The organism is Proteus sp. G2675, assembly GCF_963886535.1.
Lineage (GTDB): Bacteria > Pseudomonadota > Gammaproteobacteria > Enterobacterales > Enterobacteriaceae > Proteus > Proteus mirabilis.
Genome location: NZ_CAWPCB010000028.1, coordinates 137714 through 151025, shown reverse-complemented (window position 1 = coordinate 151025; position 13312 = coordinate 137714). Strand labels below are relative to the sequence as shown.

Sequence of the window (13312 nt, the reverse complement as noted above, 5' to 3'; positions counted from 1 at the left end):
GCCGTTAGGCCTGCTGTTCCATAAGTTACATTGGTTAATTTTTCCATACGCATAGTCACCCCCTGAGGAGTGTCCGTTAATGATTAGTGTGAGAAAGTTAAAAAATTAGGCGGGTATTGATACTTTAAGTGCTTTTAATAAATCTTCAGGCAACTGTTCTTCCAGTGACGCATTAGAAACAATCACAAGGCCGTACATGGATATCCATGTATTCGTTTGTTGTAAGTGTCCTTGAATAAACTGTTTTGCTTTCTCTAAAAAATAAATACAACTCTCTTGTGTGTTTTTACGCCAATAAGATTCAATCGCCACCAGCAATGGAGCACCAGCATCACTAATTTTTTGCAAGCCGATTCGATATTGCTTTTTACCTGCGGAAGATGTCGTGCAAATTAATTGTGTCAGTTGTTGAGTTTCACCATCAGTCGTATGGATATTCGCCGTTAAAATGGCGGAGGTATTCTTTTCACTGTCTGTTTCTGAGGCATAGTGAAGACTAAACTGTAATTCGCTTATCTCTTTTGACATAACACACACCTTTTATTGATATATATCATATTTAGACAAGAAAAAGGTCACTGTAGTGACCTCATATAATTGACAATTAAATGATAATGATTATTATTCGTAAATGTGCTTTTTTTTCTCCGATATTGATACATTGCTTTATAGTTAATGATCGCTCTCGTTATTAACACTTTTCCCGAAGATTTATGCCGACATGACTCCTAGCGCGTCGGCTTTTTTTTACTCAAATCGGGAATGATAACTCGAACAGCATTCCCGTCACTTAAGTAATAGTGAACTTCTTCTGCTTCTCAATTCCCTTACTCAGCGATTAATTTAAGCGCAAATATAATTTCGTTTTTACTTTAGATAACAAAAAAGTCACCGAAGTGACTTCAAAAGAAAGTAATAATTCTTCTTTACTCTGTGCAAATTTTTACACTTTACTCTGTTGCTTCTTCCACTGCCCTGGTCTGCAATTAAATACACTTTTAAATGCTTTACTAAATGCAGCTTCAGATTGGTATCCGACTCTTTCTGCGATATCTGATAATGTATATTTATTTTGTTGTAATAATGAAAGTGCTTTTAGCATACGAATGGATTGTAGAACTTCGCCAGGTGTCGTATTCGCCGTTGCTTTAAATTGACGCACAAAAGTCGCTCGTGACATTGAAGCGACATTAGCTAAAGAATCAAGTGTCCACCCTTTTTGTGGTTCATTTAACATAGAATTAAATACACGACTTAACCGAGGTTCAGCTAATAATGCTAACCAACTTGAGTTTATATCTGGTTTTTGCCCATAAACACGTAATGCAAAAGCGAATAAAGTCTGAGCAAGCCCATTTAGTATCGCAGCCGCCCCTTGATTTGCATTAATGGCTTCCTCTCGAAGCAACTGGCTAAATAAATTCAATACTGTTAGCCCTGGCATTTCCACCAAATTTGCCACTACCATATCAGGAAACCCATTTAATAATAGTAACCCGCTTCCTTTAGCATAAGCCATTCGCCCGCAAAGCAAATCAACATGTTGAGTCTGATCTTCAGATTTTGTGTACTTAACAGGTAAGAAGCCATTATTTTTATGCAAAAAAGGGGGAGGTTCTATATCTCGTTCTCCACTCCAAAGGGTATGTGATTGCCTTCTGTTTAACATTAAAAAAGTGCCTTCGGATAAAACTATAGGGGCTGATTTTTCAATCTGAACATAACACTGCCCTGATAGAACTAAGTGAAAAATAGTTTCATGTTCAACAGATGAAACATGCGGTAAGGAAAAATGTCCTTTCATTTGACAAAACACATCTAATTGCAATTGCCCTTGAGAAAGGTATAAGAGTTGGCTCAACGTATCCATGAGACTAATTCACTAAAAATTGATTCGTTTGATGATGTCATCATCTTTTTTTTCATCCCATAATGTCAACCAATAATTCAGTTAACTCAATAAGGTTAATATCATGCTTAATTGGAATGAATATCGAAAACAATTAATGGGGCGTATTGGTGAGTTAGGAAAATTAACACCTGATACGGTTACTGGCTACCAAGCACTTTCCAATGCAGGTAAAAAAACTAATCATTTAGATGCAAAAACAAGAGAATTAATCGCATTAGCAGTTGCAGTCACAACACGCTGTGATGGTTGTATCGCCGTACATGCTGACACCGCTTTAAAGTTGGGTGCTAGTCATGAAGAAATTGCAGAAGCACTCGGTGTTGCTGTTGCATTAAATACTGGTGCTGCGATGGTTTATTCTGCTCGAGTATTGGATGCTATTGCACCTGAAAATTAATTCGTAATAAATCAATATCAGGGATATTAATTCAATAATCTCAATATATGACCCCAAAAATAATTGGGGTCTATTATTTAAGAGACTTATCATTACACATTGAGATTTTCATTTCCTTCTTCAAAGTAAATGCTCCATACCTAACTCTCTTAAAGTAAAACTCAACTAAATTAACGAAGAATTTAATCAATAAGATGCCGACTCACAGCTCTTGTGTGAACGTGATAACGAGGGTGATTGATTCTGTGGTCGGCATATACGAAAAAAGACCGCCTAAGCGATCTTTAAGAAATTTATAACAGATTAAGGTTGAACTTCCTTATCTACTCAGCATCATTTTCTTTAGTTAAACAATAACGCAAATTTTGTCTAATCGCTTCAATTGACCAGATCCAAAAAGCGGTTCCAACAAACTCAGAAATTAATGCTTGATAACCTGCTGTCCAAAGCCAGCCAGACAATCCTAGTAGAGGTACGACTAAACCATGAGCAAAAACAGAAACGCCAATACCAAAACAAATACCGTGTAATAATTTAACCTTTGGCAAGAATTCAGCAATAACACAATATGTCACAGCGATAACTATTGAGAATAATATATGAACACCATTACCGCCCCAATTAATACTATATCCCATCCAATGATAAGTCATAGTATCTATATTTAATCCAAGCTTTTCGAGTAAGACGACTGGCGGGGGTGTCGTTTCAAGTGTTCTCGGGGGAATTAGGTCTTCAAAACCAGATTTAACTAAAGCTGAAAAGATACCCGCTATAATACCAACATATATTGCTATACCAATATGCCTAGAACTTTTTTTCGTTAACTTAAACAAATCAATCATTATATATACTCGCTCTATAAATTGAATATTATGAGTATAGTAGAGATAAGAATACCTGTTTATTATTTTAATTATTAGTTAAACACTGCAGGTTTATTCTTATAGGATAACAATAAATTTCATCTTGAATATAAACAAACAATCAATGAAAACGAAAAACTTCCAACAAATTTTTTAATTAATAATTATAAATATATTTAAAAAAAACAAAACCCCGCCAAAGCGAGGTTTTGTATATTCAACTATTTAATGCTCAACTCATTTGAGCTGTCATCACACTTTTGCAAAAGATACATTTTGCGCCGTGCGGATTGTTCACTGTGACATCAAATTGTGATGTTCTATATTGTGAACCGCGACAACAAGGGCATTTAAAATAGAGGTAAATAGTAATAGCGCCTTTAGAGAGCCACCACGTTGCCTGCTGCTGGGCCTTTCATACCATTTTCCATGGTAAATGAAACTTCTTGGCCTTCCATCAGAGATTTGAAGTCATCACTCTGAATTGCAGAGTAATGTACAAATACATCTTTACTTCCATCTTTAGGAGTGATGAAACCAAAACCTTTATCATCGTTAAACCATTTTACTGTACCAGTCATTGTATTAGACATAGAATTTCCCTTAATTTATTTAATTTGCCATAAGGCATAGGCGGTTTGTTTTGTATTTTTACTTATGGGTATTAATTAGAAGGAATTCACAATGAAGAGGTATCGAGGATAACGCTAAATGGGAACAACTTTAAACTTACTAACATAAATAGGTCTGTACTTCCAAACCAGTGACGCTATTAAGCCATAGAAAAATTCAGATAGCAAACTTTATTTTTTAGCTGTAAATCAGATTACGTGCACCTCTAAAAAACACAACCTCGTTATACTCACGAGCTTTTCTTAATAGATAAACCATGTAATATCAAAACCATTATTAATACAATATATTGTGTTTTGTAATTACGCAAGACTATAAATAGGGTATTTTTTAATTATTTTATCCATATCTAATTTTACATTATCAACCGATAAACACCCTTCAATAAATCCTTCCGCTGCCTGTAATCGCTTAGCCACTTCATTATGCGAAATACCGAGTTTTGAAGCCATTGAACGCAAAGGATAATTCTTCACATAGTACATAATAACCAATTGAAACAAGTAACTATTATTTATCTTTAAATGTAATACCGCTTTATTGATTTTTAAGCCATCATCATCTGAACATTGCTCTTGGCTTCGTCTTGAACTTGGAATCAACCCTTTAAAACCTGCGGCAATTGATGAGTAATCGATACTATTTCCCTCATTAGCTGACCACGCTCCCCAACGCGATAAAACTTCCTGCATATCTCTCATACTAATGCTCCCCGTGCCGTATACACGTTAAACCAATGCCCCTATTCCTAATGAACGATTTAGAAAAGAAAATAACAATTCGATTTGATTGCCATAAGTGGCTTCCCACAACTTGGGATCACGATGTAACTCATCATGATGTTGCCGACATAATGGAATAGTGAATAAGTCATGAACTTTCGTTCCCATACCTCCCATACCATGGCCGATAATGTGATGTGGATCGTCAGCTTGTTGTCCGCAAACACAACAAGGCTGTGTTTTCACCCATTGAAGCCATTGGGAATTCTCCCAACGTTGCATTTTAGGTTTCAAAAGGAATGACGCTAGTGGCTCAGGATCGATAGCAACTTTTATGACTGGTCTTATCATGTCTAATCGTTCATTCATTGTTGATAGTGCTGTTACATTGCTTGGAATAATATCTGCTTCAGGAAAACCACCATGTACCCTGCGCTCTTTAGGTTTTTCAGACCAATCCAAAATTTGACGTAATATCGCATCAGGTAATTCATCAACCAGTTTATGCATCACAGCAAATGAGAAAAAATCGGGTACTGTCAGCTGGTGGCCATTATCCAATCTTAAACGACTGCGAATAGTGTCTACCATCCAAGCAATACGATTTTTATGAGCCAATTCAGCAACCCACTCAGCTGATGAATGGCGAATATGATTATCATGGTACCAACAAGTCCGTATCACACCGTCTTTATGCCATGTGGTTGTTAATTCATGATGATGATAACTGTCATGCTTATCGTTAATCTGACAACAATGGATATTTCTGCCTATCCACATATTCATCGATGACAATCCTCCCATAGCTTGGAGAACTTTTTTATTATTCAAAAAATCAACAATGCCCTTGTTATCCAATAATGGCTGTTCATTTCCTGTTAATGCCCCAGAAGGCCATTTATCTAAACTTTTTGGTACATCGCTAATAATCACGCGCGAATGTGGTTTAAATTGCTTAAGCAACTCCGCTCCAGGCTTCAATAAAACAACGCCAAGGTCAGACTGAATATAGGGCGTTAAGAGTAGTTTCATTAAATCTCATCCTCAACTTTATATTCAGCCCATAACCCTGCAATCCACTTCACACCTTTAGTAGTAAACCTTGATTGTGCAAAAGCGTGGTTATTTTTTTGGTTCGTTCCCGTTTTTATCTCAAAGCGACCAAGATCGACATGAGTTTGATAAGGCGTAAACGTATTATTCAAGCGATACATAATTTTCTTATCAATTAAAAAACAACGAAAATCGGTTTCTTTCGCCTGCAGTAATTTACACACTTGTCGAAATGTCATAGAACCATGGGATAAAACATAATTATCAACAAACTGAGCCTTAGGTGTCGCAATCGCCAGTTCACTTTCCAATTTTTGTTTTTCTTCTGCTAAGTCTGCTGCTAATCGCAATGCTTCTGGTAATGTTTGAGGAATGACTGGCTGCATTTTTGATTCTAATTCCTGCCAGCGATCAACTATTTTTGCTGTGAACTGAGGTGACAATCGAGCTACCAACACCAGAGAGTCTCTTTTATTAAAACGATATTCAGTATATTGATTGCCGTTATGTTCAAAAGGGAACTCAGCCAATGGCTGGGTTAAAATTTGAGCAACAAAAAGCCTATCGGCAGAACGCTTAACATCGGAATGATTACTTCCCGTTAAACTGGCAATCTCTCGACTCGACATAGTTAATTCACGATTCATTATGGGTAATACTGAAACTTCCATTATTTTTTGCATCATGCTATTTCTCTCCACGTTTTACTCGTGACCGTACATCACGTGATTAAATGGGCAGATTATTCTCTCCTTCACAATATCCATTAACATCAACTCAGGCATAAGTACCCCATAACCCAATCAATAATGTCACTACAAACCAAAAACCAACGAACAAAATGTATTTAGTTAGCATTACTGAGTCTCCTGTAACATTTCTATCGCTTGCTTCCAAATGCTGTTCCATGCTTGGCGACCTGAAAACTCACTCATACGACGAATGCCTGTTTTACCTGCTAGCTCAAGTGCAATTTCTTCAATGCGGTTTTTAGGTTTAGAGCGAGAGCCAATCAAGCGGGAAAAGGCACTATCGCGTTCAATGGTGTCAACTTGAACTTTTGGTTCATTCCTTGGCTCTTGGCTACGGATAGTGAGTTCATCAAAGTGTTTACGTAATTTTCGAGGACTTAAAATATTTTTGTGCCAGAATGAATCTTTGTTAGCCCAATCGAACAAGGCACAAATTTTCTCATGGGTACGCCCATCGATTTGGCGCATCAGGCGGATATCGTTCGCCCAGTCATACCAAGTAGGCTCTAACGCGGACGGATTCAGTTTTTTAACACGACCAAACATCCATTTCGCCGTTTTTAAATCATCTTCATCCCCCCATTTCTGCCCATTAGCGCTGTAAATCACTGCTTCAGGATAACGAGTTAAAAAATCATTTTTCGACTGGTCGCTGGATTCGTCAGAATTCTGCGACGAATGATCTGTTTCTGTTGTACTCTCTGAAGTAATCTCTGTTGTATTCTCTGTAAGAACAGGCCATTTTGACCCGTTCAGAACAGCGCATTTTGCACTGTTTGATGGTTTCAATTTGCGCTTATCGATAAGGTCATTTTGAACTGTTCGATCAGATGAATTATCACCATTCGATTGGGTCATATTGACCTCATCGGTCAGCAAGTGGTGATCGTAGTTAATCGCATAATAATTAGTGCGGTCATGGTTCGATTTATTGATTTGCTCGATGCGTAAAACACCCTGCTTTTTCAAATTAGTAAAAGCACGTTTAATCGTTGATTCAGAGAAAAAAGGAAATTGATTCTTCCACTCCTCAACTGTGTTATAAATCCAGCGTGAGCCGTCATATTCAACACCTGAAGTGGTTTCAGTTAGCCAATATTGAATTTGCTGTAACAGCATCGCCTCATTTAAACCAAGGCGTACCGCTAATTCAGGAATAACGACTAAAGGGCGACTTTTTAGTAATAATAAACTCATCTTGCCACCTCATTACTTAATACGTGTGTACTTCTCTTTAAAACGCTGTACAGGTTCACACTGTGGGTCGTCACAACCATCAAGCATAAAAATAACGCGCTGTTTTTCTCTGTCATAACGAACAACATGAACAACGATACCTCGGTGATTTTTATAGTAGCGATCAAGTTGGTTTGGGTTCTCATTGCTCATTGTCCCGCTCTCCACTTGAAAAATAAAAATCAGCCCATGCCTTTTTAAGAGACTGTCTATCTACCAAACATGCAGATTTCTTGTAGTTGTCTGGTTGTTCGTCAGAGACTATGATTTCTACATAGCGGAATGACTGACGACCTGAGACAGGTAAACATCGGAATTGCTTTTTAGGTACTAAATGCGCTAATCTACTCATGCTAATTTCTCTTCACACAATTGAAATTTGGCAAACCGAAGCCAGAGGCCGTACACCTTTGGCTTCACCCTTTCTGGATATAGCCATCTTTAATTTCTCTTTTGATGTAACAAAACAAACGCATTCATAAATGTGTGGATCTGCGAAATTAATCCATCCAACATCATTTTTATTTTCTGCTCTTCTTCGTTATCAATAACACCATCAGCCAAACTATTTTTCATCAGTAACGCTAAATGCCCTTGCATTTCATCAACATTGCTGCGTAATGTGAATAACTCGGTTGTGTCTAGTTCAGCTGGATTGACTCTATCCACTAACAAGCGATTGGATTCACGAGCAACAAACTCAGCAAACAAAACGGTTTTAGAAATATCTTGCATCGCTAACAACTCATTTAAATCAAATGAACGACAACCGTTTTTCTCATAAAGCTTGTTATTGAATGATGTTAAAGACAGACCGAGCGCACCAGCCATTGCTTCACGTCCACCAGCTGTCGCCTCACACATCGCTTTCACTACCTGTTTTATTGATTGACAACTCATTTCCTACCACCATTGATAGATTCTTGTAGTTAACTGCTTTAAACGGTTTTGCTATTGTTTATTTCAATAAAGTAAGTATAAAAATCATTGTTGAGTTCCCCGTAAATAAGACCAATCAACATCAGGCCTTAGTTCTTCACATCGAACCACTCCTGAAGTTACTTTTTCTATTTCAGGGCAACGTCGTGCTGGAATTTTTCGAGTTCCATTGATCCATTGATTTACTGTAGGCGGTGAAATACCCAAGCGTTTAGCCATTTCAGACTGCCCACCGACATAATTACATGCTTTTTTTATTGCGGTTGTGGCACTTATTTGATCCATTATTCAATTACCTCCGGCCTATATTGAAATACAATGTTAGGCTAAGCCTAATGTTAAATCAATAGGAATTGCCTACACAATATAAAGATAAGATAATTAGGCTATGCTTAATGGTAAAGATTTAGGCCGAGCGATAGAGCAGGCAATTAATAAAAAACTATCATCAGGATCAGTTAAATCAAAAACTGAGATTGCTCGACATTTCAATGTAAAGCTACCATCTATTTATGATTGGATAAAAAAAGGCTCCATTTCAAAAGATAAGCTACCTGAATTATGGAGTTATTTTTCTGATGTTGTTGGACCTGAACATTGGGGCTTAAAGGAGTTTCACCTCCCAGTAAATAAAGCTGAATCAAGATGTACACATGATGAACATCAACTTAATAGCCTTATTCATGCTTATATGTCAGCTTCGGCAGAAAGAAAAGAAATAATAAAATATCTTTTGCTGCAAAATAATACAAAAGAACCTTCTTGGGTTAATAGTGATACTAGGGCATACATTATAACTTTAGAACGACAAGCCTCTGAATGGTTAAATAACAATAAAAGCAATAAAAAATCCTCAAAGCGTCCAGCTTAAACTCATTTGGTCTGATGGAAACTTGTTAAGCTAGGCCTTTCCTAATTATCTACTCAATTGATTTTGATATAAAAAATAATCATCGTCTAATTTCATTTAATTTATTAGGCATAGCCTATTGACTAAAGATTAGGCTTAGCCTAATATCATTTATAACAATAAGCTAAATTTTTATATGTGAAGGAAAAGTAAATGATAACTGAACCAGTAATCATACTTCCAGTAAGTTTCACTGATGAAGATATTGCAAACTAGATGCTGAAATAGACGAGTACAGAATCAAAAGTGCTATTCAAACACAAAATAAATGATTTTTATGTGTGAAGAGAACGTGTGAAGAGAAACAATGGCTGACTGAGTCTTTTACCATTAAAAGGGGTTGTGGTGATAATGTTCTGCTCAGTCAGCCATTTTTATAAAGTTAGTTTTATAACCAAAGAGCGTGGGCGTGAAAAAAAGTAACCTGCAGCCAGCTAGAAATCCGAATCCCAATCGGGCTGATGCAACCACAGGTGGTCCACTCTTTTTGATTATGACTCTAACAATAAGTAAGGGTACTAATATTACTTGTGAAATGTCTTATCCGGGTTGTATCAACTCGCTAGTGCCCTTTCTTATTGTGTGAAGAGATAACATGAGGTTATAGAAATGAGCCAAGAAGATCGTAAGACAAATGTCCCTGACTTTCTTTCTGAATTAGATGCTGGCGTTTTTGAAAATAAAGTCTCTGCTGTTTTAAATGATGTGGCTTTAGGCGTTTTAAATAATGGTGGAAAAGGCAAAGTCACTATTGAATTAGATTTTGCTCGCCTTAGTAATTCAATGGAAGAAAAACGAGTTGAAATAACTCATAAGCTTAAATTCTCTGCACCAACACCTAGAGGAAAACGGACTGAGGAAGATACCACCAAAACACCTATGTACGTGGGTAAAGGCGGCAAGTTGACCATTATGCAAGAAGATCAAGGTCAATTATTTTCTTTACAAGGTCAGCCCGATGGTAAATTAAAAGCCATTAATTAGTTTTCTTATTTTTAATTAAACCTATCCATTTAATTTAATACTTTTAAATAAGTAGGAGTCTACTCATGTCTCAATTAGACGGTAATGCTATTTCGCAAATTCAAGATATGACCGTGGCTTCATTAAGCCTCGAAGCAATAGAAAAATCTCTTTGTCCAGCGATTGTGCTTCCGAATGACTTTAAAGTAAGTAGTTTAGAAAATTTACAAGAAGGTCGTTTCCGTTTTCGCGGGGAAATGAAAACAACCAGTATCAGCGACTTTGTTAAATACTCAATCAAGAATGCAATTGATGAAGGTGTTAGCTGCTTTATTGATGCCGATGAAATGAGTGCCGAAACTATTTTTAATCTCGGCACAATAGGTAAAGCAGGTCATGCTGATAACACTGCTATTGTGAAATTAAAACAAACCGCCCCATTCACAGCATTATTAAAAATGGATGGTGTTAAATATCGTCAAAAACAATTAGCCGAGTGGTTAGAAGATTGGCACGATTATTTAATGGCATTTGATGCTGACGGTAATGTTTTAGATATCAAACAAGCTATTTCTGCTGTTCGTCGTATTACGATTGAATCAACACGCTCTGCTGAACATGAAAATGCTGATTTTAGTGCTAAACGCTCAGTGTTAGAAAATGTTGAAGCAAGAAGCAAAGACATTATGCCTGCTACATTCCAGTTTACTTGTACTCCTTATGACGAATTAAAAGAACGTAGCATTAAATTACGTTATAGCGTACTCACTGGTGATGATATTCCCGTTTTAGTTCTTCGAATCATTCAACTTGAAAAACTTGAAGAACAAATCGCTCAAGAGTTTCGAGATATGCTTTGCAATGAATTCAATGAAAGCAAAATCGAAACATTCATTGGTAAATTTTCAGCGTAATTAATCGCACAAATGCCACTAACTTGGTGGCATTTGTAAATTGTGTGGAGAGAATAATGTCTTATATTGCAACAGCAACAAATAAACATTTCTATTACCTAGATGTACGGATCGAAGATATAGACATTCAAGATATTGCGACAGGTTTAGCTAATGAGTGTCGCTTTAATGGACAGATTGATAATTTCTATTCTGTTGCTCAGCATTCTGTATATGCAAGTTATTTAGTTGCACCTGAATTTGCTTTAGAGGCCCTACTTCATGATGCCAGTGAAGCTTATGTCAAAGACCTACCGTCACCACTTAAAAAGTTATTGCCTGAATATAAATTAATTGAATTGCGTGTGGAAAAAATGATCCGCAAAAAGTTTGGGTTACCTGAAAATATATCTGATGAAGTCCATTTTGCAGACCTAGTGATGTTAGCCACAGAAAAGCGTGATTTAGACATTGATGCAGGTAGTAACTGGTTAATGCTTGAAGGTATTCCAGCTAGCGATTTTGCTGTCACCCCGCTAACCCCTCGACAAGCAAAATCCCTATTCTTACGCCGTTTTAATGAACTTTATAAAGAGAAAAAGGGCTAATAACCACCAGCATTGACTAATATCTATTTAAACTGTGTACGGACAGTGTGGAGAGAAAAATATGCAAATGTTGACTTTAGAGGAGTGGGCGCAAGAAAGATATAAAAGTCGTCCACCAAAGTTAGGAACGCTACAACGATATGCTCGTGGTGGCCTGTTCTACCCACCAGCAAGGAAAGAAGGTGGCATTTGGCGCGTGAGAGAAGATGCCGACCTTGTCGGTAATTTGACATCACCGGTTATCAATAACAACGATAACCTTATTTTACAGAGGATCCTCAAAGATGGCTGCCAGACCTCGTAAAAATAACGTCAATATTCCTAATCTTTACCCATTACTTAGTCGTAAATCCAGCAAGGTTTATTGGCGTTATCGCCATCCTGTAACAGGTAAATATCATGCCCTCGGTGACAATGAAGCCGAGGCGAAAGCAATAGCCATTGAAGCTAATACAAGATTAGCAGAACAACGAAGCCGACAAGTTATGGCTATTAGTGATCGAGTGGCAAAAATTAAAGGTAAAGAAATCACGGTTAATACTTGGTTAGATAAATACTGGGCTATTCAAGAAGAGCGTTTAAAAGAAGGTGATATAAAGCCAAATACCTATAAACAAAAAAGGAAGCCAGTCGATTTAATGAGGCAAGCCTTATCCATGAAACCATTACCCGCAGTTGATGCCAGAGATATTGCTGGGATCCTTGATGAATATAAATCTAATGGCCAGCACAGAATGGCACAAGTTATTCGTTCTGTTTTAATTGATGTATTTAAAGAAGCACAACATGCAGGTGAAGTTCCTCCTGGTTATAACCCTGCCCTCGCCACTAAACAACCGAAACGAAAAGTAACTCGCCAACGCCTTAATTTTGATGAATGGAAAAAGATATTTGAGATTGCTGACAAACAACATCGTTATATGGGCAATGCCATGTTGCTTGCACTTATTACAGGCCAACGATTAGGTGATATCTCGGCAATGAAGTTTAGTGATATTTGGGATGATCATTTGCATATTATCCAAGAAAAAACTGGCACCAAATTAGCTATTCCATTATCACTACGTTCTGAACAATTAAATATGTCATTACGTGAAGTTGTTGCTCGTTGTCGTGATCGCGTTATTAGCCCTTATCTTATTCATTATTTTCATACCACTTCACAATCTAAACGTGGCGAACAAGTTACAGCAAATACACTAACGACTAACTTTAAAAAGGCGAGAAATAAAACGGATATTGATTGGGGAGAAGGAACACCTGCAACATTTCACGAACAGCGCTCTTTATCTGAAAGGTTATATCGAGCACAAGGTATAAACACTAAAGATTTGCTGGGTCATAAAAACCAAATTCAAACGGATAAATACCATGATGATCGAGGGAAAGATTGGATAAAAATCGTGATTTAATTGCTCAAATTTCAGG

The 13312-nt window shown here is 37.0% G+C and carries 18 protein-coding genes and 1 pseudogene; 7 read left to right on the top strand and 12 right to left on the bottom strand.

The genetic code is table 11. From position 1 onward, the window contains the following. Positions 1-105 precede the first annotated feature (105 nt). Together AACQ49_RS08050 and AACQ49_RS08045 are read right to left on the bottom strand one after the other, a co-directional pair. Positions 106-528, bottom strand: a complete 423-nt coding sequence (locus AACQ49_RS08050) for a hypothetical protein (RefSeq protein ID WP_004251614.1) — start codon at positions 526-528, stop codon at positions 106-108. A 415-nt stretch (positions 529-943) separates the two neighbouring features. Continuing rightward, positions 944-1870: a helix-turn-helix domain-containing protein gene (locus tag AACQ49_RS08045; protein ID WP_004251618.1), complete on the bottom strand. Its 927-nt coding sequence runs from the start codon at positions 1868-1870 to the stop codon at positions 944-946. A gap of 103 nt (positions 1871-1973) precedes the next feature. On the opposite strand from AACQ49_RS08045, the gene AACQ49_RS08040 reads away from it, so the two are divergent. After that, complete coding sequence (locus AACQ49_RS08040; RefSeq protein WP_004251632.1) at positions 1974-2309, top strand: carboxymuconolactone decarboxylase family protein; 336 nt, start codon at positions 1974-1976, stop codon at positions 2307-2309. 323 nt (positions 2310-2632) lie between these two features. On the opposite strand, the gene AACQ49_RS08035 is transcribed toward AACQ49_RS08040, so the two are convergent. From AACQ49_RS08035 to AACQ49_RS07990, 10 genes and pseudogenes are all read right to left on the bottom strand, one after another. Further along, the gene (locus tag AACQ49_RS08035) at positions 2633-3154 is read right to left on the bottom strand and encodes a YagU family protein (protein ID WP_004247148.1); all 522 of its coding nucleotides are present in this window, start codon (positions 3152-3154) and stop codon (positions 2633-2635) included. 271 nt (positions 3155-3425) lie between these two features. Then, positions 3426-3548, bottom strand: a pseudogene (ymcF, locus tag AACQ49_RS08030) (cold shock small protein YmcF); the annotation flags it as partial. Between the two features lie 7 nt (positions 3549-3555). After that, positions 3556-3768 carry a transcription antiterminator/RNA stability regulator CspE gene (cspE, locus tag AACQ49_RS08025; protein ID WP_004247137.1) on the bottom strand — a complete coding sequence of 71 codons (213 nt, stop codon included), beginning with the start codon at positions 3766-3768 and terminating at the stop codon, positions 3556-3558. 342 nt (positions 3769-4110) lie between these two features. Then, positions 4111-4509 carry an antiterminator Q family protein gene (locus AACQ49_RS08020; protein ID WP_004247136.1) on the bottom strand — a complete coding sequence of 133 codons (399 nt, stop codon included), beginning with the start codon at positions 4507-4509 and terminating at the stop codon, positions 4111-4113. 27 nt (positions 4510-4536) lie between these two features. Then, entirely contained in the window at positions 4537-5562 is a 1026-nt protein-coding gene (locus tag AACQ49_RS08015; RefSeq protein WP_004247135.1) for a DUF968 domain-containing protein, read from the bottom strand. Then, entirely contained in the window at positions 5562-6269 is a 708-nt protein-coding gene (locus AACQ49_RS08010; RefSeq protein WP_004247134.1) for a phage regulatory protein/antirepressor Ant, read from the bottom strand. The genes AACQ49_RS08015 and AACQ49_RS08010 overlap by 1 nt, the downstream gene beginning before the upstream one ends. 171 nt (positions 6270-6440) lie before the next feature. Beyond that, the gene (locus AACQ49_RS08005) at positions 6441-7532 is read right to left on the bottom strand and encodes a hypothetical protein (RefSeq protein WP_004247133.1); all 1092 of its coding nucleotides are present in this window, start codon (positions 7530-7532) and stop codon (positions 6441-6443) included. Positions 7533-7544: 12 nt separating this feature from the next. Then, positions 7545-7724 (bottom strand): DUF4222 domain-containing protein, encoded by a 180-nt coding sequence (locus AACQ49_RS08000; RefSeq protein ID WP_004247132.1) that lies wholly within the window; start codon positions 7722-7724, stop codon positions 7545-7547. A gap of 288 nt (positions 7725-8012) precedes the next feature. Continuing rightward, positions 8013-8471: a YmfL family putative regulatory protein gene (locus AACQ49_RS07995; RefSeq protein ID WP_004247130.1), complete on the bottom strand. Its 459-nt coding sequence runs from the start codon at positions 8469-8471 to the stop codon at positions 8013-8015. 84 nt (positions 8472-8555) lie between these two features. Beyond that, positions 8556-8795 carry a transcriptional regulator gene (locus AACQ49_RS07990; RefSeq protein ID WP_004247129.1) on the bottom strand — a complete coding sequence of 80 codons (240 nt, stop codon included), beginning with the start codon at positions 8793-8795 and terminating at the stop codon, positions 8556-8558. A gap of 103 nt (positions 8796-8898) precedes the next feature. Between AACQ49_RS07990 and racR the strand changes: the two genes are divergently transcribed. From racR to AACQ49_RS07960, 6 genes are all read left to right on the top strand, one after another. After that, positions 8899-9381, top strand: coding sequence for a DNA-binding transcriptional repressor RacR (gene racR / locus AACQ49_RS07985; RefSeq protein WP_004247128.1), 483 nt, complete (start codon positions 8899-8901; stop codon positions 9379-9381). Between the two features lie 648 nt (positions 9382-10029). Beyond that, positions 10030-10404 carry a hypothetical protein gene (locus tag AACQ49_RS07980; RefSeq protein WP_004247126.1) on the top strand — a complete coding sequence of 125 codons (375 nt, stop codon included), beginning with the start codon at positions 10030-10032 and terminating at the stop codon, positions 10402-10404. Between the two features lie 65 nt (positions 10405-10469). After that, a complete protein-coding gene (locus AACQ49_RS07975; protein ID WP_004247125.1) occupies positions 10470-11297 on the top strand; it encodes a YfdQ family protein in 828 nt (275 codons plus the stop codon). 56 nt (positions 11298-11353) lie between these two features. Further along, complete coding sequence (locus AACQ49_RS07970) at positions 11354-11884, top strand: hypothetical protein (protein WP_004247124.1); 531 nt, start codon at positions 11354-11356, stop codon at positions 11882-11884. A gap of 61 nt (positions 11885-11945) precedes the next feature. After that, complete coding sequence (locus AACQ49_RS07965) at positions 11946-12188, top strand: excisionase (RefSeq protein WP_004251672.1); 243 nt, start codon at positions 11946-11948, stop codon at positions 12186-12188. Continuing rightward, entirely contained in the window at positions 12169-13296 is a 1128-nt protein-coding gene (locus tag AACQ49_RS07960; RefSeq protein WP_004247122.1) for a site-specific integrase, read from the top strand. The genes AACQ49_RS07965 and AACQ49_RS07960 overlap by 20 nt, the downstream gene beginning before the upstream one ends. The last annotated feature ends 16 nt before the right edge of the window (positions 13297-13312 follow it).

Coding starts and splice junctions, on each gene's coding strand:
- AACQ49_RS08020 (WP_004247136.1), bottom strand. CDS start 4,509: ATGAGAGATATGCAGGAAGTTTTATCGCGTTGGGGAGCGTGGTCAGCT.
- AACQ49_RS08015 (WP_004247135.1), bottom strand. CDS start 5,562: ATGAAACTACTCTTAACGCCCTATATTCAGTCTGACCTTGGCGTTGTT.
- cspE (WP_004247137.1), bottom strand. CDS start 3,768: ATGTCTAATACAATGACTGGTACAGTAAAATGGTTTAACGATGATAAA.
- AACQ49_RS08005 (WP_004247133.1), bottom strand. CDS start 7,532: ATGAGTTTATTATTACTAAAAAGTCGCCCTTTAGTCGTTATTCCTGAA.
- AACQ49_RS07990 (WP_004247129.1), bottom strand. CDS start 8,795: ATGGATCAAATAAGTGCCACAACCGCAATAAAAAAAGCATGTAATTAT.
- AACQ49_RS08045 (WP_004251618.1), bottom strand. CDS start 1,870: ATGGATACGTTGAGCCAACTCTTATACCTTTCTCAAGGGCAATTGCAA.
- AACQ49_RS07980 (WP_004247126.1), top strand. CDS start 10,030: ATGAGCCAAGAAGATCGTAAGACAAATGTCCCTGACTTTCTTTCTGAA.
- AACQ49_RS07995 (WP_004247130.1), bottom strand. CDS start 8,471: ATGAGTTGTCAATCAATAAAACAGGTAGTGAAAGCGATGTGTGAGGCG.
- AACQ49_RS07960 (WP_004247122.1), top strand. CDS start 12,169: ATGGCTGCCAGACCTCGTAAAAATAACGTCAATATTCCTAATCTTTAC.
- AACQ49_RS08040 (WP_004251632.1), top strand. CDS start 1,974: ATGCTTAATTGGAATGAATATCGAAAACAATTAATGGGGCGTATTGGT.
- AACQ49_RS07975 (WP_004247125.1), top strand. CDS start 10,470: ATGTCTCAATTAGACGGTAATGCTATTTCGCAAATTCAAGATATGACC.
- AACQ49_RS07965 (WP_004251672.1), top strand. CDS start 11,946: ATGCAAATGTTGACTTTAGAGGAGTGGGCGCAAGAAAGATATAAAAGT.
- AACQ49_RS08010 (WP_004247134.1), bottom strand. CDS start 6,269: ATGATGCAAAAAATAATGGAAGTTTCAGTATTACCCATAATGAATCGT.
- racR (WP_004247128.1), top strand. CDS start 8,899: ATGCTTAATGGTAAAGATTTAGGCCGAGCGATAGAGCAGGCAATTAAT.
- AACQ49_RS08050 (WP_004251614.1), bottom strand. CDS start 528: ATGTCAAAAGAGATAAGCGAATTACAGTTTAGTCTTCACTATGCCTCA.
- AACQ49_RS08035 (WP_004247148.1), bottom strand. CDS start 3,154: ATGATTGATTTGTTTAAGTTAACGAAAAAAAGTTCTAGGCATATTGGT.
- AACQ49_RS08000 (WP_004247132.1), bottom strand. CDS start 7,724: ATGAGCAATGAGAACCCAAACCAACTTGATCGCTACTATAAAAATCAC.
- AACQ49_RS07970 (WP_004247124.1), top strand. CDS start 11,354: ATGTCTTATATTGCAACAGCAACAAATAAACATTTCTATTACCTAGAT.